The organism is Pseudomonas sp. VI4.1 (assembly GCF_002029345.1).
Taxonomy (GTDB): Bacteria; Pseudomonadota; Gammaproteobacteria; order Pseudomonadales; family Pseudomonadaceae; genus Aquipseudomonas.
Genome location: NZ_MULM01000173.1, coordinates 64,085 through 87,285 on the forward strand (window position 1 = coordinate 64,085; position 23,201 = coordinate 87,285).

Below are 23,201 nucleotides of genomic sequence, written 5' to 3' on the forward strand. Positions count from 1 at the left end.
GTCGACACAGAACAGATCCGCGCCAGTTATCACGACCGGGACGGCAATCTGCTGCAATCGACACATATCAGATTGCGTTAAGCCAGAAAATATCGCAGCCTGCGACAAGCAACAGTAAAGAGGGCGAGAGCCCGGCGCGATCAGCATATTCGAAGCGAGTTCCCCCCTTATGAAAAGCCAACCCGATGCCACCAGCCGTATGGTGGCCGAGGTAGTGACGCAGTTGCCTGTGCCATCGCGGCTCGGCATGCTGCGTTTCGAACGGCTGAATGAACCGAGCTGGGGGCTGCTGTTTCTCGATCCCAATTGCGAACGACAGTTTGGTCAGCCGGCCAGGGAGCTTTGTGCCCTGGTCGACTCACCCTACGCCAGCCTGATGGAGCCCGAAGCGCGCTATCGACTGCACGACGCAATTCAGCAGCAACTCAGCGGCAGCTCGCATTACCTGATCCGCTACACCCTGCACACCGCCAAAGGCGCCCTGAGCCTGCTCGAGTTGGGCGAAGCCTACCGACAACACAATCGACACCTGCTGCGCGGCTACCTGATGGTCGTGGACGGATTATTCGAGGGCGAAAAAACGCTGCCGACGCTTGATCTGGAAACCCAGAACTCGCGCCTGCAATTCGCCCTGGAACTCAATCAACGCGCCCAGCAGGAACAGCTCCTGCACCTGGACCGGGTGCGCGCCCAGCAAGACCTGATCCTGCTGCTGACCCGCCAACGCTACAGCGCCAACAATTCCCTGCATGAAGCTGCCGAACTGATCACCCGCAGCGCCTGCGACATCTACGAAATCGACTGCGCCAGCCTGTGGAACCTCGAAGGTTCGCGGCTATCGCCCATCTCGGCCTATCACCGTGCCACCCGGCAATATCAACTGCCGGAGCCGATCGACGTCAGTGACTTCCCCGATTACATGGAAGCCCTGCATAGCAGCCGCGCCATCGACGCCCACAATGCGATGCATGACCCGCGCACTCGGGTAATGGCTCAAAGCCTGCGCCCGCGCGATGTGAATGCCATGCTCGACGCCAGTATCCGTGTCGATGGCCAGGTGGTCGGCGTGCTCTGCCTTGAACAGACCGGTACGACCCGTGCCTGGCAGTCGGATGAAATCGCCTTCGCCGGCGAGCTGGCGGATCAGTTCGCCCAAGTGATCAACAACCACAAGCGCCGCACGGCCACCAGCGCTTTGCACCTGTTCCAGCGCGCGGTGGAACAAAGCGCCAACGCCTTCCTGCTGGTCAATTGCGACGGCGTGGTGGAGTACGTCAACCCAAGCTTCACGGCGATCACCCAGTACACCACCGACGAAGTCCACGGCCAGCGGCTGTCGGAATTGCCGGCGCTGGAAAATCTCAGCGAACTGCTGTTTGACGCGCCCTCGGCGCTGACCATGAGCAACAGTTGGCAGGGCGAATTCAAAAGCCGGCGCAAAAACCTCGAACCCTACTGGGGTCAGTTGTCGATTTCCAAAGTCTACGGTGACAACCGCGAGCTGACCCATTACATCGGCATCTATGAAGACATTACCCAGACCAAGCTTGCCCAGCAGCGCATCGAGCGCCTGGCTTACACCGACAACCTGACCAACCTCGGCAACCGTCCGGCGTTCATCCGCAACCTCGATGAACGCTTCGCCCGAGACAGCGATACGCCGATCAGCCTGTTGCTGGTGGACATCGACAACTTCAAGCGGATCAACGACAGCCTTGGCCATCAAACCGGTGACAAGTTGCTGATCAGCCTGGCCCGGCGGCTGCGCAACAGCCTGAGCCCGAGCGGCAGCCTGGCACGCTTTGCCAGTAACGAATTCGCGGTGCTGCTGGACAACACCGACATCTCGGCTGGCCTGCAAGTTGCCAACCAGTTACTGGCGACCCTCGACAAGCCGATGTTCGTCGACAACCAATTGATCAGCGTCACCGGCTCCGTGGGCCTGGCCTGCGCGCCGCTGCACGGACGCGACCCGCAGACCCTGATGCGCAACGCCGGGCTGGCGCTGCACAAGGCCAAGGCCAACGGTAAACATCAGGTTCAGGTGTTCACCGAAGCGTTGAACGCCGAGGCCAGCTATAAGTTGTTCGTCGAGAACAACCTGCGCCGCGCCCTGGCCCAGAACGAACTGGAGGTGTTTTATCAACCCAAGCTCTGCCTGCGCAGCGGTCGCCTGCTGGGCATGGAAGCCTTGCTGCGCTGGAACCATCCGGAAAAAGGCATGATCCGCCCGGATCAGTTCATCAGCGTCGCCGAAGAAACCGGCCTGATCATTCCGATCGGCAAGTGGATCGCCCGCCAGGCCTGCCGCATGAGCAAGGACCTGACGGCCGCTGGCCTGGGCAATCTTCAGGTGGCGATCAACCTGTCGCCCAAACAGTTCTCCGACCCGGACCTGGTGGCATCCATCGCCAGCATCCTCAAGGAAGAAGCGCTGCCGGCAAACCTGCTGGAGCTTGAGTTGACGGAAGGCCTGCTGCTGGAAGCCACCGAAGACACCCATCTGCAGCTCGACCAGCTCAAGCGCCTGGGCCTGACCCTGGCCATGGACGACTTCGGCACCGGTTACTCGTCGCTCAGTTACTTGAAAAAATTCCCGATCGACATCATCAAGATCGATCGAAGCTTCATCCACGAAATTCCGGATAACCAGGACGACATGGAAATCACCTCCGCGGTGATCGCCATGGCCCACAACCTGAAACTCAAGGTCGTGGCTGAAGGCATCGAGACGGCCGAGCAGTTGGCCTTTCTGCGCCGCCACCGCTGCGACGTCGGCCAGGGCTACCTGTTCGACCGACCAATTCCGGGCAGCGAGCTGATCGAAAAGCTCAAACGCTACCCGCGTGGCCCGATCGCCTGAGCACACCGCAAGCAATCCCTGTGGGAGCGAGGTTGCCCCCACAGAGATAGTGCGTAACTGGACGGCATTGGGCACACTGGCGGTCTGCGTATCAACATTCCAACCTGATTGAGAGGACTGATAATGGTTCTGCGCTCGGAAATCCTGGTAAACAAAAACGTGCTCCCTACCAAAGAACAAGCCCTGCCCGGCCGTGAAACGCCAATGTCCCTGCCGGAAAAACATTTCGTCCACGACGCCCCGCTACTGGGTCCGTTCGCCACCAATGTCGACTTTGCAATCTTCGGCCTGGGTTGCTTTTGGGGTGCGGAGCGTCGCTTCTGGCAGCGTGAAGGCGTAGTCAGCACCGTGGTGGGGTATGCCGGTGGTTTCACGCCTAATCCGACCTATGAAGAAGTCTGCTCGGGCCTGACCGGGCACACCGAAGTCGTGCTCGTGGTCTACGAGCCGGAAAAAGTCAGCTACGACGAGCTGCTGAAGATGTTCTGGGAACTGCACAACCCGACCCAGGGCATGCGCCAAGGCAACGATATCGGCACGCAGTATCGCTCGGTGATCTACGCCACCAACCCGGACCAACTGGCAGCCGCCAAGCGCAGCGCGCAGGTGTTCCAGACCGAACTGACCAAGGCCGGCAAAGGCACCATCACCACCGAAATCGACGAAGCCCCGACGGTCTACTTCGCCGAGACGTATCACCAGCAGTATCTGGCCAAGAATCCAGAAGGGTATTGCGGGATTGGCGGTACAGGCGTGACCTGCCCGATCTGACTTTCGGGCCCTGAAAAGCATCGCTGGCAAGCCCGCTCTTGTAGGAGCTGGCTTGCCAGCGAAGGCGGCCTCAAGTCTTGCATTGCCCATGAAGACGCCTTCGCCAGCAAGCCGGCTCCTACAGAATTATGCGTCCGCCCACATTTTGTGATCGACACAACACCCCTGTAGGCGCTGCCGAAGGCTGCGATCTTTTGATCTTGCCGTTGATTCACCCTATTCGGCAATCAACCAATCCATCTGCCACCCACCCTGGGTCTGCCCAAGCTTCTTGGACAACCACGGCAGCAACTCACGCAACTCCTCTTCCAGCCCCCACGGCGGATTGGCAATCGCCAACCCCGAGCCATTGAGGCTGTTTGGCGTATCCAGCGGATGCACCAGCAACTCCACGCGCAACAATTTCGGCGCGCCGGTTCCCGCCAGATCCTGATAGAAACGCCGCAACAGGCGCTGGTCCTTCACCGGATACCAGATCGCCGCCACCGTCTGGCGCATCCGGCCGATCGCCTCTTTCAACGACGCCGCGCAACGCTGCATCTCATCGAGCTGCTCGAACGGCGGATCAATCAACATCACCGCGCGCTTCTCCGGCACCGGCAACATCGCCCGCGGCACATGCCAGCCTTCGCCCAGATGCACCTTCACCCGACGATCGCCCTTCATGTTGTCCTTGAGCAACACACCATCTTCGGGGTGTTTCTCGTTCAGCAACACCCGGTCCTGCGGCCGGGTCAGGCGCCGCGCCAACTCCGGCGACCCCGGGTAATAGCGCAACTGGCCATCCGGGTTCATCTCGTGCAGGACCTGCATGTAATCAGCCGTCAGGATCGGCAGATCCGGCTGATCCCACAAACGCGCAATGCCTTCCAGGTACTCGCCGGTACGGCTGGCCTGATCGCCTTGAAGGTCGTACAGACCAATGCCGGCGTGAGTGTCGAGATAGGCAAACGGCTGCTCCTTGCGCGACATCAAGGCGATGAGGCGGGTCAAGGTCAGGTGTTTGAACACGTCGGCGTGATTGCCGGCATGGAAGGCGTGGCGATAATTCATGGTTGCTCCTGCGAAGGGCGGCAAGTTTACCTTGTACGGGGCTGGACGTCAGGGGTTCGCGGCTGAGCGGGCACTCCGAGCGGCGGCCATGAGCTCATCGCCCCCTGTCGGACCTGCCGAAGAAAATCGCTCGCCCACTGAAAAAACAAAAAAAACGGCCCGCCTCCAGAGGGAGGCGGGCCGTTTTCATGTTCGGCGAAAGGTCAGGGCTTCAGCTCATCCCCATCACTTGTTCAGGCGGAAATCTGCCTCGGCCGCAGCGAAGCGCTGCAGCATGCCGGCAGTCGGCGCGCCCAGCTTGCTGACGATGTAGATCGCCAGGCTGGCGAAGATGAAGCCCGGGATGATCTCGTACAGGCCCAGCAACTCGAAGTGTTTCCACACGATCACGGTGATCGCGCCGACCAGGATACCGGCCAGTGCGCCGTTGCGGGTCATGTCTTTCCAGATCACGGAGATCAGGACGACCGGGCCGAACGCGGCACCGAAGCCGGCCCAGGCGTAGCTGACCAGACCCAATACGCGGTTTTCCGGGTTGGAGGCCAACGCGATAGCGATCAGGGCAACCAGCAGCACCATGGCGCGACCGACCCAGACCAGTTCAACCTGGGAAGCGGTTTTACGCAGGAAGGTTTTGTAGAAGTCTTCGGTCAGGGCGCTGGAGCACACCAGCAGCTGGCAGCTCAAGGTACTCATCACCGCCGCCAGAATGGCCGACAACAGCACACCGGCGACCCACGGATTGAACAGGATTTTCGCCAGTTCGATGAACACACGCTCGGGGTTTTCGGTCACGGGACCGGCCAAGTCAGGGTTCGCCGAGAAGTAAGCAATACCAAAGAAGCCCACCGCCACGGTGCCACACAGGCACAGGATCATCCAGGCCATGGAGATGCGACGTGCCTTGGCAATCGATTTCACCGAATCCGCCGCCATGAAGCGCGCCAGGATGTGCGGCTGGCCGAAGTAGCCCAGGCCCCAGCCCATCAGCGAGATGATGCCGATGAAGGTGGTGTTTTTCAGCATGTCGAAGTTGCTTGGGTCTTGCGCTTCGATGGCCAGGAACGTGGTGTCGACGCCGCCGGTGGCCAGCAGCACGATGATCGGCGTCAGCAACAGGGCGAAGATCATCAGCGTGGCTTGTACGGTGTCAGTCCAGCTGACAGCCAGGAAACCACCGACAAAGGTGTAGGCAATCGTCGCCGCAGCACCGGCCCACAGCGCCGTCTCGTAGGACATGCCAAAGGTGCTTTCGAACAGACGGGCGCCGGCCACAATGCCGGAGGCGCAGTAGATGGTGAAGAACACCAGGATCACGACCGCGGAGATGATCCGCAGCAGGCCGCTTTTGTCTTCGAAACGGCTGGAGAAGTAATCCGGCAGGGTCAGTGCATCGCCGTTGTGCTCGGTTTGCACGCGCAGACGACCGGCAACGAACAGCCAGTTCAGGTAAGCACCGATGATCAGGCCGATGGCGATCCAGCTTTCGGACAGACCGGACATGTAGATGGCGCCCGGCAGGCCCATCAACAACCAGCCGCTCATGTCGGAGGCGCCGGCGGACAATGCCGTCACGACACTGCCCAGGCTACGACCGCCCAGAATGTAGTCGGAAAGGTTATTGGTGGAGCGATAGGCCATGAAGCCGATCAGCACCATTGCTGCGATATAGATCACGAACGTGATCAGGGTTGGATTGCTAACGCTCATTAAGTTACGCCCTGGCTTTGTTTTTATGTAGCGGCGGCTGGTGAACCGCACGCAAACGACGACGTTCGACAGACGATTCCGGATCCCGCGCATTTATGACTGATGTTTCCCCAGGAAAGCCATCAGCCGGTACACCTGCCTTTTATGACCGGTTGCACCTTGGGCGCGAATGCTATTCAACAAAGCAAATAAGGTGCAACCAGTTTCTCGAGAATAAGTTGCACCTAGTCGGATTTATCGAAAAAAGCCTTGTTTTTGCGCCCTTTTAGGGCAGTCGAAGCTCATTACTAGAAGTAAATGCACCAAACAGGAAAGGCCACGGCAAAATCGGAATTAATTTCCTGACGAGCTGCGAAACATTCCGACAAAAAAAGGGTTGCACCCGGTTGCACCTCGCCAGTTGCGCAGCTAATCTTGCCGCCAGCTGATGCCACGCGGTCGTGGCAAACATGAGGATAAAAATATGGCTACCACCACCCTTGGGGTCAAACTTGACGACCCGACCCGCGAACGCCTCAAGGCTGCCGCGACCTCGATTGATCGCACGCCGCACTGGCTGATCAAGCAGGCAATTTTCAATTACCTGGAAAAACTCGAGGGTGGTGCAACCCTGTCCGAGCTGAACGGTTTGACCAAGGATTCCGACGAAGCCGTCGACGTACCGCTGGATCACGCCCATCAGTGCTTCCTTGAGTTTGCCGAAAGCATCCTGCCGCAATCGGTGCTGCGCGCTTCGATCACCGCCGCCTACCGTCGCCCGGAACCCGAAGTGGTGCCGATGCTGATCGAACAGGCTCGCCTGCCGGCGGCGATGGCCGAAGCCACCAACAAACTCGCCGCCTCGATTGCCGAGAAACTGCGCAATCAAAAGAGCGCCGGCGGCCGTGCCGGTATCGTTCAAGGCTTGCTGCAAGAGTTTTCCCTGTCGTCCCAGGAAGGCGTGGCGCTGATGTGCCTGGCCGAAGCGCTGCTGCGCATCCCGGACAAAGGCACCCGCGACGCGCTGATCCGCGACAAGATCAGCACCGGCAACTGGCACCCGCACCTGGGCAACAGCCCGTCGCTGTTCGTCAACGCCGCCACCTGGGGTTTGCTGCTGACCGGCAAGCTGGTCGCCACCCACAACGAAGCCGGCCTGACTTCGTCCCTGAGCCGCATCATCGGCAAGAGCGGCGAACCGATGATCCGCAAGGGCGTCGACATGGCCATGCGCCTGATGGGCGAGCAGTTCGTCACCGGCGAAACCATCGCCGAAGCCCTGGCCAACGCCAGCAAGTTCGAAGCCAAGGGCTTCCGTTACTCCTACGACATGCTGGGTGAAGCTGCACTCACCGAACATGACGCCCAGAAGTACCTGGCCTCGTACGAACAAGCCATCCATTCGATCGGCAAAGCGTCCCACGGTCGTGGGATTTATGAAGGCCCGGGTATTTCCATCAAGCTGTCGGCCCTGCACCCGCGTTACAGCCGTGCGCAGTACGAGCGCGTGATGGACGAGCTGTATCCGCGCCTGCTGTCGCTGACGCTGCTGGCCAAGCAATACGACATCGGCCTGAACATCGATGCCGAAGAAGCCGACCGCCTCGAACTGTCCCTGGATCTGCTGGAGCGCCTATGCTTCGAGCCGCAACTGACCGGCTGGAACGGTATCGGTTTCGTGATCCAGGCTTACCAGAAGCGTTGCCCTTACGTGATCGACTACGTGATCGACCTGGCTCGTCGCAGCCGTCATCGCTTGATGATCCGCCTGGTGAAAGGCGCGTACTGGGACAGCGAAATCAAGCGCGCCCAGGTCGAAGGCCTGGAAGGCTATCCGGTCTACACCCGCAAGGTGTACACCGACGTGTCCTACATTGCCTGCGCCCGCAAACTGCTCTCGGTACCGGAAGTCATCTACCCGCAGTTCGCCACGCACAACGCCCACACCCTGTCGGCCATTTACCACATCGCCGGTCAGAACTATTACCCCGGCCAGTACGAGTTCCAGTGCCTGCACGGCATGGGTGAACCGCTGTACGAACAGGTTGTAGGCAAGGTTTCCGAAGGCAAGCTGAACCGTCCGTGCCGCGTGTACGCACCGGTCGGCACCCACGAAACACTGTTGGCGTACCTGGTCCGTCGCCTGCTGGAAAACGGCGCGAACACCTCGTTCGTCAACCGCATCGCCGACCAGTCCATTTCGATTCAGGAGCTGGTGGCCGATCCAGTGGCCAGCATCGAGCAGATGGCGACGCTGGAAGGCGGCTTCGGCCTGCCGCACCCGCGTATCCCGCTGCCGCGTGATCTTTATGGTGCCGAGCGCGCCAACTCCAGCGGCATCGACATGGCCAACGAACATCGTCTGGCTTCGCTGTCCTGCGCCCTGCTGGCCACTGCTCATAACCACTGGAAAGCCGCGCCGATGCTCGGTTGCGTCTCCAGCACTGAAACCCCTGCACCGGTGCTGAACCCGTCCGATCTGCGTGACGTAGTAGGCCATGTGCAAGAAGCCACCGTCGACGACGTCGACAACGCGATCCAGTGCGCCCTGAATGCTGCGCCAATCTGGCAGGCCACCCCGCCCGCCGAACGTGCCGCGATCCTGGAACGTGCCGCCGATTTGATGGAAGGCGAGATTCAGCCGCTGATGGGCCTGCTGGCTCGTGAAGCCGGCAAGACCTTCGCCAACGCCATCGCCGAAGTGCGTGAAGCCGTGGACTTCCTGCGTTACTACGCGGTGCAGGCCCGCAACGATTTCAGCAACGACGCCCACCGCCCATTGGGCCCGGTGGTCTGCATCAGCCCGTGGAACTTCCCGCTGGCAATCTTCAGCGGCCAAGTCGCTGCGGCACTGGCCGCCGGTAACCCGGTTCTGGCCAAACCTGCGGAACAAACCCCGCTGGTGGCTGCTCAAGCCGTGCGCTTGCTGCTCGAAGCCGGGATTCCGCAAGGCGTGCTGCAACTGCTGCCGGGCCGTGGCGAAACCGTTGGCGCCCGTCTGGTCGGCGACGATCGGGTCAAAGGCGTGATGTTCACTGGTTCCACCGAAGTTGCTCGCTTGCTGCAACGCAACGTCGCGGGTCGTCTGGATGCTCAAGGTCGGCCGATCCCGCTGATCGCCGAAACCGGTGGCCAGAATGCGATGATCGTCGACTCTTCGGCGCTGACTGAACAAGTGGTGATCGACGTCGTATCGTCGGCCTTCGACAGCGCCGGCCAACGTTGCTCGGCACTGCGCGTACTGTGCCTGCAGGAAGATTCCGCTGACCGCGTCATCGAAATGCTCAAGGGTGCCATGGCCGAATGCCGTCTCGGCAACCCGGAGCGCTTGTCCGTGGACATCGGCCCGGTGATCGACGCCGAAGCCAAGGCGGGCATCGACAAGCACATCCAGGGCATGCGCGACAAAGGTCGCAGCGTGTACCAGGTGGCTATCGCCAATACCGACGAAGTCAAGCGCGGCACCTTCGTGATGCCAACCTTGATTGAACTGGAAAGCTTCGACGAGCTGCAACGGGAGATCTTCGGCCCGGTACTGCACGTGGTTCGCTACAAGCGCAAAGACATCGATCAGCTGATTGCTCAGATCAATGCTTCCGGCTATGGCCTGACGCTGGGCGTGCACACCCGTATCGACGAGACCATCGCCAAGGTGATCGACAACGTCAACGCCGGTAACGTCTATGTGAACCGCAACATTGTGGGTGCCGTGGTGGGCGTGCAACCGTTTGGCGGCGAAGGTTTGTCGGGGACTGGCCCGAAAGCCGGTGGTCCGCTGTACCTGTACCGTCTGCTGTCGACGCGTCCTACCGATGCAATCGAACAATCCTTCGCTCGTGGCGACGCCATCACTGCACCGGATGTTCGTCTGCGCGATGCCATGAGCAAACCGCTGTCGACCCTGAAGGCTTGGGCCGACAGCAACAAATTCGCCGACCTGAGCACCCTGTGCGCGCAGTTCGCGGCGCAATCGCAAAGCGGGATTACCCGTGTTCTGGCGGGCCCGACTGGCGAACGCAACAGCTACGCGATCCTGCCGCGCGAGCACGTGCTGTGCCTGGCGGAAGTCGAAGGCGATCTGCTGACCCAACTGGCAGCGGTGTTGGCGGTGGGCGGTTCGGCGGTATGGCCGGAAGCTGACCTGACCAAGGCCTTGTTCGCACGCCTGCCTAAGGAAATTCAGGCACGCATCAAGCTGGTGGCTGACTGGAACAAGGACGAAGTGGTGTTTGATGCGGTTCTGCATCATGGCCATTCCGATCAGTTGCGTGCGGTGTGCCAGCAAGTGGCCAAGCGTGCCGGTGCCATCGTTGGCGTTCATGGTTTGTCGCAAGGTGAAACCAGCATTGCGCTGGAGCGCCTGGTGATCGAGCGGGCGTTGAGTGTTAACACCGCTGCGGCGGGTGGTAACGCCAGCTTGATGACGATCGGCTAAACCGCTTCAAAGCCAGGCGCCCGCAATGGATGCCTGGAATGCAAAACCCCTTGTGGGAGCGGGCTTGCTCGCGAAGGCGGAGTGTCAGTCGACATCAACATTGACTGTTAAGCCGCATTCGCGAGCAAGTCGAATCGTCGCACCGCCGCTCCCACATTTGATCAGCGGCGCCTGCACCCCACCATCACCCACATCAATCATCCTGTTCACCCCGCCCTCCCCACGCCTAGACTCGGTCCAACCCAAAAAAAGGTAGGCCGCCATGTCCGAGACGCTGCTCAGTTCCCGCAATCTGGCTTTCGAGCTGTATGAAGTCCTCGATGCCGAGGGCCTGACCCGGCGCGAGCGGTTTGCCGAACACAACCGCGAAACCTTCGATGCCGCCATCGGTACCGCGCGCAGCATCGCCGAGAAATTCTTCGCCCCACACAACCGCAAGGGCGATGAAAACGAGCCACGCTACGAAGACGGCCAGGCCATTCTGATTCCGGAAGTGAAGCCCGCGGTGGATGCTTTCCTCGAAGCCGGCTTCCTCAATGCGGCGCGCAGTTTCGACGCAGGCGGCATGCAGCTCCCTACCCTGCTGTCCCAGGCCTGTTTCGCCCACTTCCAATCGGCCAACGCGGCATCGACCTCCTACCCGTTTTTGACCATGGGCGCGGCCAACCTGATTGAAAGTTTCGGCACCGATGAACAAAAGCAGCGTTTCCTGCAGCCGATGATCGACGGACGCTTCTTCGGCACCATGGCCCTGACCGAACCGCATGCCGGTTCGTCGTTGTCGGATATTCGTACCCGTGCCGAGCCGGCGTCCGACGGCACCTATCGACTCAAGGGCAACAAGATTTTCATCTCCGGGGGCGATCACCCGCTGTCGGAAAACATCGTGCACATGGTCCTGGCCAAGTTGCCGGATGCACCGGCCGGCGTGAAGGGAATCTCGCTATTTATCGTGCCCAAGTTTCTGGTCAACGATGACGGCAGCCTGGGCAAGCGCAACGACGTACTGCTGGCAGGGCTGTTTCACAAGATGGGCTGGCGCGGCACCACCTCCACCGCGCTGAACTTCGGTGACAACGGCGAGTGTGTCGGCTACCTGGTGGGCAAGCCGCACCACGGGTTGAGCTACATGTTCCAGATGATGAACGAGGCGCGGATCGGCGTCGGCATGGGCGCGGTAATGCTCGGTTACGCCGGTTATCTGTACTCGCTGGAATACGCCCGCGAACGTCCACAAGGTCGCGTGCCGGACAGTAAGGACCCGAGCACTGCGCCGGTGGCGATCATTCAGCATGCCGACGTTAAACGCATGTTGCTGACGCAGAAGGCTTACGTCGAGGGTTCGTTCGACCTCGGGCTATACGCCGCACGGCTGTTCGATGACACCACCACGCTTGAGACCGAAGCCGAGCGCAAACAAGCCCATGAGCTGCTGGATTTGCTGACGCCGATTGTCAAATCCTGGCCATCGGAGTTTTGCTTGAAGGCCAACGAACTGGCGATCCAGATTCTTGGCGGTCATGGTTATACCCGTGAATATCCGGTGGAGCAGTATTACCGCGACAACCGCCTGAATCCGATCCATGAGGGCACACACGGCATTCAGTCGCTGGATTTGCTGGGGCGAAAACTGGCGCAGAACGGTGGCGCGGGGCTCAAGCAATTGATCCGCCTGATCGCCGACACGGCCGAACGGGCGCAGGCACATAAGTCGCTGACCAGGTTGCGCGAGCCCTTGGAGAAACTGGTGGCGCGCCTGCAAACGGTGACCATCGGCCTGCTGACGGATCTGGGGCACGGCAAGGTCAACAGCAGCCTGGCGAACTCGGCGCTGTACTTGAAAGTGTTCGGGCATACGGTGATTGGCTGGCGCTGGCTGGAACAGGCGATTCGGGCCGAGGAAGGGTTGGTCAAGGGTAATGCGGCGGATGTGAACTTCTATAAAGGCAAGCTGCAGGCGGCGCGGTATTTCCTGACATGGGAAGTGCCGGGTTGCCATCATGAACTGGCGATTCTTGAGGCTCGGGATGATGTGTGCCTGGGGATGCAGGATAAGTGGTTCTAACTGAAGACTTGTTATGCTGCTGAAATCCATTCGCGAGCAAGCCCGCTCCCACAGTGGCCCGCGTTCGACCAGAGTGCGCGGTCAAATGTGGGAGCGAGCTTGCTCGCGAAGAGGCCGGCAAAGACAACTCATCAGCTCAACTTGAACCCACCCATCTGCCGCGCCAGATCATCCGCCAACCGCTGCAACGTCTGACAGTCCTCACGGCACGCCCTCACTTCGCCAGCCGTCGCCCGGGCCAGATCGGAAATCCCCTGCACATTGCGGTTGATCTCCTCCGTCACCGCCGACTGCTCTTCAGTCGCCGTCGCCACCTGATGGTTCATGTCGCTGATTCGCTCGACCTGGCCCGTAATCGCGGTCAACGACGCCCCGGTGCGCTGGCTTGACTCCACACCCGTGCCCGTTGCCGCTTGCCCGGTACGCATCGACGACACGGCATTCTCGGCACCTTGCTTGAGGCTACCGATCATCTGTTGAATCTCGTCAGTGGACGACTGAGTCCGCCGTGCCAGAGTCCGCACTTCATCGGCCACCACCGCAATCCGCGCCCCATGTCCCCAGCCCGCGCTGCTTCGATAGCGGCGTTGAGCGCCAGCAAATTGGTCTGTTCGGAAATACCGCGAATGACCGCCAATACCTGATCGATCGACGCGACCTGATTGGCCAACTCGCCCACCGCAGAGGCGGCGATTCCGATTTCATCAGACATGCTTTCTATATGCCGGATCGACCCACCCACCACCTCCCTGGCTTGCGTCGCCTCATCCCGCGCGCTTTGCGAAGCGACGGCAGCGTTACCGGCGTTCTGGGCGATCTCCTGCACGGTCAAGCCCATTTCATGAACAGCGGTGGCGACCATATCGGTCATTTCCTGCTGCCGGCCGGAACGTTCGGCGGTGTTGTCCACCACTCGCGCCACTTGCCCCACCGCCGTGCGCAATCGGTCGCTGGTGGTCAGCACTTCGCCAATCATGTCGCGCTGGCTGTCCAGGAACCGATTAAAGCCCCGGGCCAGATCGCCCAGCTCATCGGCGCGAGTGGAATCTAACCTGTGGGTCAAATCTCCACCACCGCTACCGATGGCTACCAGCGCCGCTGTTACCTGACGAATCGGTCTCACCAGACCACGGGCCAGCAGCACGACCAATAAAAGACAAACAAGTGCCACCGCGAGGCCGATGGCACTGCTCATCCACATGGCCCGGCGAGCTTCGGCATAGATCTGCGACTGTGGCACTTCGGCCACCAGCGTCCAGCCCAGATCACGCAATGGCAGGCTCAATGCCAGGAAGTCTTCGCCCTCGCGCGCAAAGGTGCTGTTAGTGGCGCCCGCCTTTGAAGTAGAGAATTGACCCATGATCACCTGCGCGGCTGACGCGCCAATCTGCTCCGCCAAGGTACGTTTGCCGCTGAATTGCGCCTCGGGATGGACCTGGATCAAACCGTCGGAACGCACGAGATAGACCTTGCCGCGCTCACCGAAACTGAAGTCGTGGATCAACTGCGACAACTCTTTCATGCTCAGGCCAAGCCCGGCGACGCCCACGACTCTACCGGCCTGCTCGACCTTGAGGTCGATGAACAGCGCCAGTTCTCCGGTTGCAATGTCGGTGTCGATGTTGAGGGTGCGCGGCTGATTGCTGTCGAGGAACGAATAGAACCAGTTGTCCTTGAAATTGGCACGACTGAGCGTCCGATCCAGGCCTTTTTCATTGAAATAGTGGTTTGAAGCCGTGCCCACAATCAGCGCGGTAAAGGCTTTGTGCTCGGCACGGATGCCTTCCAGATAGGCCACAAATGCGTCTGTCCGGGCACTGTCTTCACCCCCGGCCAGCCAGTCGCGCACCATGCTGTTGCTGGCGATGTCCTTGGCGGCGGTGAGGGGTTGGACGAGGATCCGCTCGATGTCGTTGCGCATCGCTTCGATGCTCGAGGGCAGCGCTTGCTCGACCAGATAGCGCTCGGCGAGGCGGTTGACCACCAGGGTATAAATGCCAACCACGATCAGGATACTGACCAGCAGGGCAGTGCCCATACTCAGGATCAGCTGCCATTGAATACTGCGTCGCCAGAACTGCATGGAGCACCCCCAAAGAATAAGAGGCTGAAACACTGCAACAGCCGTGCCGATTGTATACAACTCAAGCGACAATTTATTCTTTGGTTGTGCGCAAAGCCGATCAGGCCTGATTGATCGTCTTGGAGATCACTTCAACCGTGGCGCTGACTTGCTCTTGGTAACGGTCGAGTTCCTGCTGATGCTGTTTCTTCATTTCAATCTGCTGGGAGCACAGATTCATGGCGGCCAGTACCAACAAGCGGTCACCGATCAGTGTCGGGTATTTCTTTTTAGTGTCGGCCAGAGCGGCCTTCAACATCAGCGCGGCGTCAAGCAGGGTTTGCTCTTCCCCGGCCGGCGCCCTGATCGAATAGTCCTCCCCCAGGATAGAGACGACTTTTACCCCTGCGGCGCCGTGATTCATGCGCTGACAGGGCCGGCGCTGACGCGCTCAACCAAAGCCTGGATGCGGGCCGTGGTGGCGCCTTGCTTCTCTTCCTGTTCCATCAGGCTCAACTGCAGGCTTTCGTTGTCGTCCTTGGACTGGGCCAGTTCCGCGCTCAGGGACTGGTTGGTGGCAAGCAGGCTCTGGTTCTGTTGTACCAAGTCGCTGACCAGCTGTTCCAATTGGCTTAGGGATGCTTCCAACATTTTGATTTTTCCAGGCATTTTCAAAGGGCGCGTACGATAAAGAAAAGTCACCCCGGATGCCAGGGTTATCCAGGCTCAAAGCCTTGATTTTGCTGGCGGACGACCTTTCCTGCGAACTGTAGAGACTCTGATTGGCCAATCTGGTTCCTGCACTTCGTCGCCGAGACAGTCGTACGATAAAAACGCCGGAACGCCTGGAGCCTCTCCTGTCGCAAAAGCTTTTTGACAGCATCACATTTCAACAGGTTAGAATCGCTGGCACGCAGACTGCATGGTCAGTTTGTGCCCGCCTTTTCAGCTTTCTGGAGTAGTGCCTTTGAATGCGACCACCATCAACAGCCTGTTCTTGATCGGCGCGTTGCTGGTAGGTGCGAGTATTCTGGTGAGCTCACTTTCATCGCGCCTCGGCATCCCGATTCTGGTGATTATCCTGGCGGTGGGCATGGCGGCCGGCGTCGATGGCGGCGGCATCATCTTCGATAACTATCCCACGGCGTATCTGGTGGGCAACCTCGCGCTGGCCGTGATCCTGCTCGATGGCGGGTTGCGCACACGGGTATCCAGTTTCCGCGTGGCGTTATGGCCCGCGCTGTCCCTGGCCACGGTCGGGGTATTGATCACCACGGGGCTGACCGGCATGGCCGCCGCCTGGCTGTTCGATCTGAACCTGATTCAGGGCCTGCTGATCGGCGCCATCGTCGGCTCCACCGATGCTGCCGCGGTGTTCTCACTGCTGGGTGGCAAAGGCCTGAACGAACGGGTGACCGCCAGCCTCGAGATCGAGTCCGGCAGCAACGACCCGATGGCCGTGTTCCTGACCGTGACCCTGATCGACATGCTTGCCAGCGGCGAGACCGGGCTGCACTGGAGCCTGCTCGGGCATCTGGTGCGCGAGTTCGGTATCGGGGGCGTGATCGGGTTGGGCGGCGGCTGGGTCATGTTGCAACTGGTCAATCGCATCAACCTGGCCGCCGGCCTCTATCCGATCCTGGTGATTGCCGGTGGCCTGGTGGTTTTCGCCCTGACCAACGCCCTGCATGGCAGCGGCTTCCTTGCGGTGTACCTGTGCGGCCTGGTGATCGGTAACCGCCCGGTGCGCAGCCGCCACGGCATCTTGCACATGCTGGATGGCATGGCCTGGCTGGCACAGATCGGAATGTTCCTGGTGCTGGGGCTGCTGGTAACGCCCCACGACTTGTTGCCGATCGCCTTGCCCGCCTTGGGCCTGGCGCTGTGGATGATTCTGTTTGCCCGGCCGTTGTCGGTCGTGGTCGGTCTGTTGCCGTTCAAGGCGTTCCATGGCCGCGAAAAAGCGTTTATCTCCTGGGTCGGTTTGCGCGGCGCGGTCCCGATCATTCTGGCGGTGTTCCCGCTGATGGCGGGCCTGCCGAACGCCCAGCTTTACTTCAACCTCGCCTTCTTTATCGTGCTGGTGTCGCTGCTGGTGCAGGGCACGAGCCTGCCTTGGGTGGCGAAACTGCTGAAAGTGACCGTCCCGCCGGAACCCGCGCCGATCTCCCGGGCCGCCCTGGAAGTCCACGTCACCAGCGAGTGGGAACTGTTCGTTTATCGCCTCGGTGCCGAAAAATGGTGCATCGGCTCCCCCCTTCGCGAACTGAAAATGCCCGAAGGGACCCGGATCGCGGCACTGTTTCGCGGTCAGCAACTGCTCCATCCGTCGGGTAGTACAGTGCTTGAAGTCGATGATTTGCTCTGTGTAATCGGCCATGAGCACAACCTTGCGGCCCTCGGAAAACTCTTCAGTCAGGCGCCGCAACGGGGCCTCGATCTGCGCTTTTTCGGCGACTTCGTACTTGAAGGAGACGCCCAGCTGGCCGCGGTTGCGGCCCTGTATGGGTTGAAAGTCGAAGGCATCGATCCGGACATGACCCTGGCCCATTTCATTGCCCATAAGGTGGGGGGTGCGCCAGTCGTCGGTGACCAGGTGGAGTGGAACAACACCATCTGGACCGTCGCGGTCATGGAAGGGAACAAGATCGGCAAAGTGGGCGTCAGATTCCCCGAAGGAAGTCGCCCGGGCCCCGGGCTCTTCCTCTAAACTCCATTCTTCGCCTCGTTTTCGATCGGTCTCTATGCCAACCCTGCGCTCCTTTTTCGTCATGGCCCTGCTGGGCTTGAGTCTTTCTATCGGTACGTTGCAAGCGGCCGAGCCGCCGTCCAGCGAAGCCGTGCAGGCAAACCTGGACAAGATCGCCGAGCGCAAACTGCCGGAGGCCGACCAAAAGGCCCTGCAGAGCATTCTGCAAGGCACGCTGACACAGCTCACCAACAAGCGTGATTACGAACAGAAGCTGGTCGAGCTCAAGCAACAACTGGCCACTGCGCCCAAGCAGAACATCGAGAATCAGCGGGAACTGACTCGCCTCAAGGCGACCAGCGTGGTGCCGGTGGCGCAGCGCTACGCCAAGGAGTCGATTCAGCAGCTTGAGCAATTGCTGACCGAGCGCTCGACCCAGCAAAGCGATCTGCAAAAGGCCCTGGGCGACGCCAACAGCCTGGTCAATACCGCCCAAACCCGCCCCGAGCGCGCCCAGGTGGAAATTTCTACCAGCCAGACGCGCATCCAGCAGATCAACAACATCCTCAAGGCCGGCAAAGAGAACGGCAAGACCTTGAGCGGCGAACAACGCGACCAGCTCAATGCCGAACTCGCGGCGCTCAATGCCCTGATCCCCCTGCGGCGCCAGGAACTGGCCGGCAACAGTCAGCTGCAGGACCTGGGCAACAGCCAGCATGACTTGCTCTCGGAGAAATCCGACCGTCTGGATAGGGAAATCCAGGAGCTGCAAAACCTGATCAACCAGAAACGGCTGGCCCAGTCCCAGGAGACGGTGACCCAGCAGTCCATCGAAGCGCAGAAATCCGGCGGCAGCGTGCTGCTGGCCACCGAAAGTGCGGCCAACCTGAAACTCTCGGACTACCTGCTCAAAAGCACCGACCGCCTCAACGAAGTCACCCAGCAGAACCTGCAGACCAAACAGCAGCTGGACAACGTGACCCAGAGCGATTCGGCCCTGGAGGAGCAAATCAACGTGCTCAAGGGCAGCCTGCTGCTCTCCAAGATTCTCTACAAGCAGAAACAGAGCCTGCCGCACCTCAAGGTCGACCGCGACCTGGCCGATCAGATCGCCGACATTCGCCTGTATCAGTTCGAGGTCAGCCAGCAACGGGAACTGCTGAGCAATCCGGCGACCTACGTTGATAACCTGCTGGCGGCCCAGCCGCCCGAGCAAGTCACCCCGCAACTGCGCAAGAGCCTGATGGAACTGGCCCTCACCCGCGCCGACCTGCTGGAGCGACTGAACCGCGAACTGAGCGCGGTACTCAACGAATCCATCACCCTGCAACTCAATCAGAAGCAACTGCTGAGCACCGCCCAGAGCCTGCGGGCGACCCTCGACGAGCAGATGTTCTGGATTCCCAGCAACAAGCCGTTGGACTTTGAGTGGATGCGCGCCGTACCGGAGCGCCTGCAACGCCAGGTCACCACCCTGCCGTGGGCCTCGAGCCTGAGCGAACTGACCGACGGCCTGACCCAGCGGCCGCTGCTGTTCCTGCCGCTGGCGCTGCTGATCGGCGCCCTGCTGTGGCGGCGCACGAGCTTGTACGCCAAGTTGAACAAGGTTCACCAGGACATCGGCCACTTCAAGCGCGACAGCCAGTGGCACACCCCTCAAGCGATCCTGATCAATATTCTGCTGGCCATGCCGGTCGCCCTGGGCCTGGCCTTGTGCGGCCTGGCCCTGCAGATCGACGCGCGCGGGCAGAACGCCAACATGGGCGCGGCGCTGCTGCAGATGGCCCAGGCCTGGCTGGTGTTCTACACCGCCTACCGGATCCTCGCACCTGGCGGCGTGGCCGAGTTGCATTTCCGTTGGGAAAAACCCCAGGTCGAATTCCTCCAGGGCTGGATTCGCCGACTCGGGCTGGTGGTCATGGCCTTGGTCGCGGTGGTGGCCGTCGCCGAGCTGCAACCGGCCGCGCTGGCTGACGACGTGCTCGGCATGCCGGTGGTACTGACTTGCTACGCCCTGATGGCCTGGTTGCTCAGCCGCCTGCTGATCAGCAGCCCGACCCACGAAAACGCCTCGCTGTTCCGCAAGGCCGTGGCTGTCTTGTTCACCGCCCTGCCGATCGCCTTGTTCGTGGCGGTGTGCTTCGGCTACTACTACACCGCACTGAAACTCAGCGACCGATTGATCAATACCCTTTACCTGCTGATGTTCTGGCTGGTGATCGAAGCCACCTTCGTCCGCGGTCTCAGCGTTGCAGCCCGACGCCTGGCTTATCAGCGCGCCCTGGCCAAACGCCAGGCCGCCAAAGAGGCAGGTGACGGCGAAGCAGTGATCGAAGAGCCGGCCCTGGACATCGAGAAGGTCAACGAACAGTCCCTGCGCCTGATCCGTCTGGCGCTGCTCGGCGGGTTCATGGCGGCCCTGTACTGGGTCTGGTCCGACCTGATCTCGGTGTTCTCGTACCTGGACAACATCACCCTCTACGAATACACCAGCGGCACCGGCGCCAACATGAGCATGGTACCAATCAGCATCGGCGACATGCTCGGCGCACTGATCATCATCGGCATCACCTTTGCCCTCGCACGCAACCTGCCGGGTCTGCTGGAAGTGTTTGTGTTGTCGAAGCTCAACCTGGCCCAAGGCAGCGCCTATGCCACCACCACATTGCTTTCCTACGTGATCGCCGGTATCGGTTTCGTCTCGACTCTGTCCACGCTCGGCGTGAGTTGGGACAAATTGCAATGGCTGGTGGCAGCACTCTCGGTGGGCCTCGGTTTCGGCATGCAGGAGATCTTCGCCAACTTCATCTCCGGGATCATGATCCTGTTCGAACGGCCGGTGCGAATCGGCGACACGATCACCATCGGCAACCTGTCGGGCACGGTGAGCAAGATTCGGATCCGCGCCACGACCATCACCGACTTCGACCGCAAGGACATCATCGTCCCGAACAAGACGTTCATCACCGGGCAATTGATCAACTGGTCCCTGACCGACACCATCACCCGGGTGACCCTCAAGCTGGGGGTGGACTACGGCTCGGATCTGGATCTGGTGAAAGAGCTGCTACTGAAGGCTGCACGGGAAAATCCGCGGGTGCTCAAAGAGCCTGAACCCCATGTGTACTTCCTGAACTTCGGCGAAAGCACCCTCGACCACGAGTTGCGCATGCACGTGCGCGACCTCGGTGACCGCAACCCGGTGCTCGACGAGGTCAACCGCTTCATCAACCGCGAATTCAAGAAGCAGCACATCAACATTTCGTTCCGGCAGATGGAGGTTTACCTCAAGAACATCCAGGGTCAGGAATACAGGATGGTGCCGGTCGATCCGGAAGCCAAAACCATTGTGCCCAAGGTCGAAGATCAAGTGCCTCAAGCGCCGCCGGCCGCCAAGCTCGACTAACCGGCCTATCCCTAGCAGAATGCTCGGACATTCTGCTGGAGAAGGCCCTTGAAAGCCCTCGACGAACTGACCTTCGATAACCGTTTCGCCCGCCTGGGCGATACGTTTTCCGCCCATGTGCTGCCCGAGCCCATCGACAATCCGCGCCTGGTGGTGGCCAGCCCCGCCGCCATGGCCCTGCTCGACCTCGACCCGGCCGAGGCCGAAACCCCGGAGTTCGCCGAGCTGTTCAGCGGCCACAAGCTCTGGGCCGACGCGGTTCCGAGGGCAATGGTCTATTCCGGTCATCAGTTCGGTTCCTACAATCCCCAGTTGGGCGACGGGCGCGGCTTATTGCTGGGCGAGGTGTACAACGAGGCCGGCGAGCATTGGGACCTGCACCTCAAGGGTGCTGGCCAGACACCCTTTTCGCGCATGGGCGACGGACGCGCGGTGCTGCGTTCATCGATCCGCGAATTTCTCGCCTCCGAAGCGCTGCATGCCCTGAACATTGCGACCACCCGCGCGCTGTGCGTGATCGGCTCCGACACCCCGGTCTGGCGCGAGAAGCAGGAACGTGCGGCCATGGTCCTGCGCCTGGCACCGAGCCATGTGCGTTTCGGGCATTTCGAGTATTTCTATTACACCAAGCGCCCGGAGAAGCAGAAAGAGCTCGGCGACTACGTGCTGGCCATGCACTTCCCCGAGTGCCTGGAACAACCCGAACCGTACCTGGCGATGTTCCGCGAGATCGTCGAGCGCAACGCGGAACTGATCGCCAAGTGGCAAGCCTATGGCTTCTGCCACGGGGTGATGAACACCGACAACATGTCGATCCTGGGCATCACCTTCGACTATGGCCCGTTCGCTTTCCTCGACGACTTCGACGCACACTTCATCTGCAACCACTCCGATGACCAGGGACGTTATTCCTTCAGCAACCAGGTGCCGATCGGCCAGTGGAACCTCAGCGCCCTGGCCCAGGCCCTGACGCCATTCATCAGCGTCGAGGCCCTGCGCGAAACCCTCGGCCTGTACCTGCCGCTGTACCAGGCCCACTACCTGGACCTGATGCGCCGTCGCCTGGGCTTCACCACTGCCGAGGAAGATGACCAGAAATTGCTGGAGCAGCTGCTGCAACTGATGCAGAACAGCGGCGTCGATTACAGCCTGTTCTTCCGCCGCCTGGGGGATGAATCACCGGAGCAGGCGCTCGCCCGTTTGCGCGACGACTTCGTCGACATCAAGGGTTTTGATGCCTGGGGTGAGCTGTACATCGCCCGGGTGACGCGTGAAGGCGAGGCTGACCAGGAACAACGCCGCAAACGGATGCACGCCGTCAATCCGCTCTACATCCTGCGTAACTACCTGGCACAGAAAGCCATTGATGCGGCGGATAGCGGTGACTATTCAGAGGTTCGTCGCCTGCATGCGGTGCTGAGCAATCCGTTCGAGGAACAACCTGGAATGGAGCGCTACGCCGAGCGACCACCGGAGTGGGGCAAGCATCTGGAGATCAGTTGCTCGTCCTGAGGATGACAAGGTACCGACAGACACCATCTGTCTTGATAAACGATATCTTTGCCTCCAGATCCAGCGCATTGCCTGCCAATTTTGAAGAGCCGACCATGTCTGAACCAGTCCTCATCCCCTGCCCCCACTGCAACGGCCTCAACCGTATCCCCGCAGAACGCCTCAACGACCGTCCAAAATGCGGCCGTTGCAAGGCCGAGGTCCTGTTGGCCAAACCGTTCGAGTTGAAACAAGGCGATTACGCCAGTCAGATCAAGGGTGACCTGCCGCTGCTGGTGGATGTGTGGGCGGACTGGTGCGGGCCGTGCAAGTCGTTTGCGCCGGTGTTCGAGCAGGCCGCCAGTCAGTTGGCAGGCAAGTGTCGGTTGGCGAAACTGGATAGCGAGGCGAATCAGCAGTTGTCGGCGCAGTTGGGGATTCGCTCGATTCCAAGTCTGATTCTATTCAAGAACGGCCGGGAAGTGGCGCGCCAGAGCGGGGCCTTCCCGTTGCCGCAATTGATGAGCTGGTTGCGCAGCCAGGGGATCTGACCACACTGTCATAGCCACCAAGAATCAATTGTGGGAGCGGGCTTGCTCGCGAATACGGTTTATCAGTCGACATCTATGGTGACTGACACACCGTATTCGTCGGAACGCCGCCCGGAGCAAGCCCGC

Annotated in this window: 12 protein-coding genes and 2 pseudogenes; 8 read left to right on the forward strand and 6 right to left on the reverse strand. The window is 60.5% G+C overall.

Annotation, left to right across the window (positions count from 1 at the left end; translation table 11 throughout):
- Positions 1–169 precede the first annotated feature (169 nt).
- Together BZ163_RS24080 and msrA are read left to right on the forward strand one after the other, a co-directional pair.
- Positions 170–2,863 (forward strand): GGDEF and EAL domain-containing protein, encoded by a 2,694-nt coding sequence (locus BZ163_RS24080; RefSeq protein ID WP_128872889.1) that lies wholly within the window; start codon positions 170–172, stop codon positions 2,861–2,863.
- Positions 2,864–2,986: 123 nt separating this feature from the next.
- Positions 2,987–3,634 carry a peptide-methionine (S)-S-oxide reductase MsrA gene (gene msrA / locus BZ163_RS24085; RefSeq protein ID WP_128872890.1) on the forward strand — a complete coding sequence of 216 codons (648 nt, stop codon included), beginning with the start codon at positions 2,987–2,989 and terminating at the stop codon, positions 3,632–3,634.
- A gap of 216 nt (positions 3,635–3,850) precedes the next feature.
- On the opposite strand, the gene BZ163_RS24090 is transcribed toward msrA, so the two are convergent.
- Both BZ163_RS24090 and putP read right to left on the reverse strand, forming a co-directional pair.
- Positions 3,851–4,687: a 23S rRNA (adenine(2030)-N(6))-methyltransferase RlmJ gene (locus tag BZ163_RS24090; protein WP_128872891.1), complete on the reverse strand. Its 837-nt coding sequence runs from the start codon at positions 4,685–4,687 to the stop codon at positions 3,851–3,853.
- 225 nt (positions 4,688–4,912) lie between these two features.
- Positions 4,913–6,397: a sodium/proline symporter PutP gene (putP, locus tag BZ163_RS24100; protein WP_128872893.1), complete on the reverse strand. Its 1,485-nt coding sequence runs from the start codon at positions 6,395–6,397 to the stop codon at positions 4,913–4,915.
- 463 nt (positions 6,398–6,860) lie between these two features.
- Here putP and putA point away from each other — a divergent pair, with 463 nt between their 5' ends.
- Together putA and BZ163_RS24115 are read left to right on the forward strand one after the other, a co-directional pair.
- Positions 6,861–10,811, forward strand: coding sequence for a trifunctional transcriptional regulator/proline dehydrogenase/L-glutamate gamma-semialdehyde dehydrogenase (gene putA, locus BZ163_RS24105; protein ID WP_128872894.1), 3,951 nt, complete (start codon positions 6,861–6,863; stop codon positions 10,809–10,811).
- A gap of 262 nt (positions 10,812–11,073) precedes the next feature.
- Positions 11,074–12,876: an acyl-CoA dehydrogenase gene (locus BZ163_RS24115; RefSeq protein ID WP_128872896.1), complete on the forward strand. Its 1,803-nt coding sequence runs from the start codon at positions 11,074–11,076 to the stop codon at positions 12,874–12,876.
- A 131-nt stretch (positions 12,877–13,007) separates the two neighbouring features.
- Here the strand turns inward: BZ163_RS24115 and BZ163_RS36555 are convergent.
- The 4 genes and pseudogenes from BZ163_RS36555 to BZ163_RS24130 all read right to left on the reverse strand — a co-directional run bounded on the left by BZ163_RS36555 (position 13,008) and on the right by BZ163_RS24130 (position 15,589).
- Positions 13,008–13,852 (reverse strand): annotated as a pseudogene (locus BZ163_RS36555) (methyl-accepting chemotaxis protein).
- Between the two features lie 66 nt (positions 13,853–13,918).
- Positions 13,919–14,959: pseudogene (locus BZ163_RS36560) on the reverse strand (cache domain-containing protein); the annotation flags it as partial.
- A 100-nt stretch (positions 14,960–15,059) separates the two neighbouring features.
- The gene (locus BZ163_RS24125) at positions 15,060–15,362 is read right to left on the reverse strand and encodes a cell division protein ZapA (protein ID WP_128872897.1); all 303 of its coding nucleotides are present in this window, start codon (positions 15,360–15,362) and stop codon (positions 15,060–15,062) included.
- Complete coding sequence (locus BZ163_RS24130) at positions 15,359–15,589, reverse strand: hypothetical protein (protein WP_128872898.1); 231 nt, start codon at positions 15,587–15,589, stop codon at positions 15,359–15,361. The genes BZ163_RS24125 and BZ163_RS24130 overlap by 4 nt, the downstream gene beginning before the upstream one ends.
- Positions 15,590–15,905: 316 nt before the next feature.
- Between BZ163_RS24130 and BZ163_RS24135 the strand changes: the two genes are divergently transcribed.
- From BZ163_RS24135 to trxC, 4 genes are all read left to right on the forward strand, one after another.
- Complete coding sequence (locus tag BZ163_RS24135; RefSeq protein WP_128872899.1) at positions 15,906–17,648, forward strand: potassium/proton antiporter; 1,743 nt, start codon at positions 15,906–15,908, stop codon at positions 17,646–17,648.
- Between the two features lie 34 nt (positions 17,649–17,682).
- Positions 17,683–21,033: a mechanosensitive channel MscK gene (gene mscK, locus BZ163_RS24140; RefSeq protein ID WP_128872900.1), complete on the forward strand. Its 3,351-nt coding sequence runs from the start codon at positions 17,683–17,685 to the stop codon at positions 21,031–21,033.
- Positions 21,034–21,081: 48 nt separating this feature from the next.
- Positions 21,082–22,545 (forward strand): protein adenylyltransferase SelO, encoded by a 1,464-nt coding sequence (gene selO, locus BZ163_RS24145; RefSeq protein ID WP_128872901.1) that lies wholly within the window; start codon positions 21,082–21,084, stop codon positions 22,543–22,545.
- A 95-nt stretch (positions 22,546–22,640) separates the two neighbouring features.
- Positions 22,641–23,075, forward strand: coding sequence for a thioredoxin TrxC (gene trxC, locus BZ163_RS24150; protein ID WP_128872902.1), 435 nt, complete (start codon positions 22,641–22,643; stop codon positions 23,073–23,075).
- The last annotated feature ends 126 nt before the right edge of the window (positions 23,076–23,201 follow it).

Coding starts and splice junctions, on each gene's coding strand:
- BZ163_RS24080 (WP_128872889.1), top strand. CDS start 170: ATGAAAAGCCAACCCGATGCCACCAGCCGTATGGTGGCCGAGGTAGTG.
- msrA (WP_128872890.1), top strand. CDS start 2,987: ATGGTTCTGCGCTCGGAAATCCTGGTAAACAAAAACGTGCTCCCTACC.
- BZ163_RS24090 (WP_128872891.1), bottom strand. CDS start 4,687: ATGAATTATCGCCACGCCTTCCATGCCGGCAATCACGCCGACGTGTTC.
- putP (WP_128872893.1), bottom strand. CDS start 6,397: ATGAGCGTTAGCAATCCAACCCTGATCACGTTCGTGATCTATATCGCA.
- putA (WP_128872894.1), top strand. CDS start 6,861: ATGGCTACCACCACCCTTGGGGTCAAACTTGACGACCCGACCCGCGAA.
- BZ163_RS24115 (WP_128872896.1), top strand. CDS start 11,074: ATGTCCGAGACGCTGCTCAGTTCCCGCAATCTGGCTTTCGAGCTGTAT.
- BZ163_RS24125 (WP_128872897.1), bottom strand. CDS start 15,362: ATGAATCACGGCGCCGCAGGGGTAAAAGTCGTCTCTATCCTGGGGGAG.
- BZ163_RS24130 (WP_128872898.1), bottom strand. CDS start 15,589: ATGTTGGAAGCATCCCTAAGCCAATTGGAACAGCTGGTCAGCGACTTG.
- mscK (WP_128872900.1), top strand. CDS start 17,683: ATGCCAACCCTGCGCTCCTTTTTCGTCATGGCCCTGCTGGGCTTGAGT.
- trxC (WP_128872902.1), top strand. CDS start 22,641: ATGTCTGAACCAGTCCTCATCCCCTGCCCCCACTGCAACGGCCTCAAC.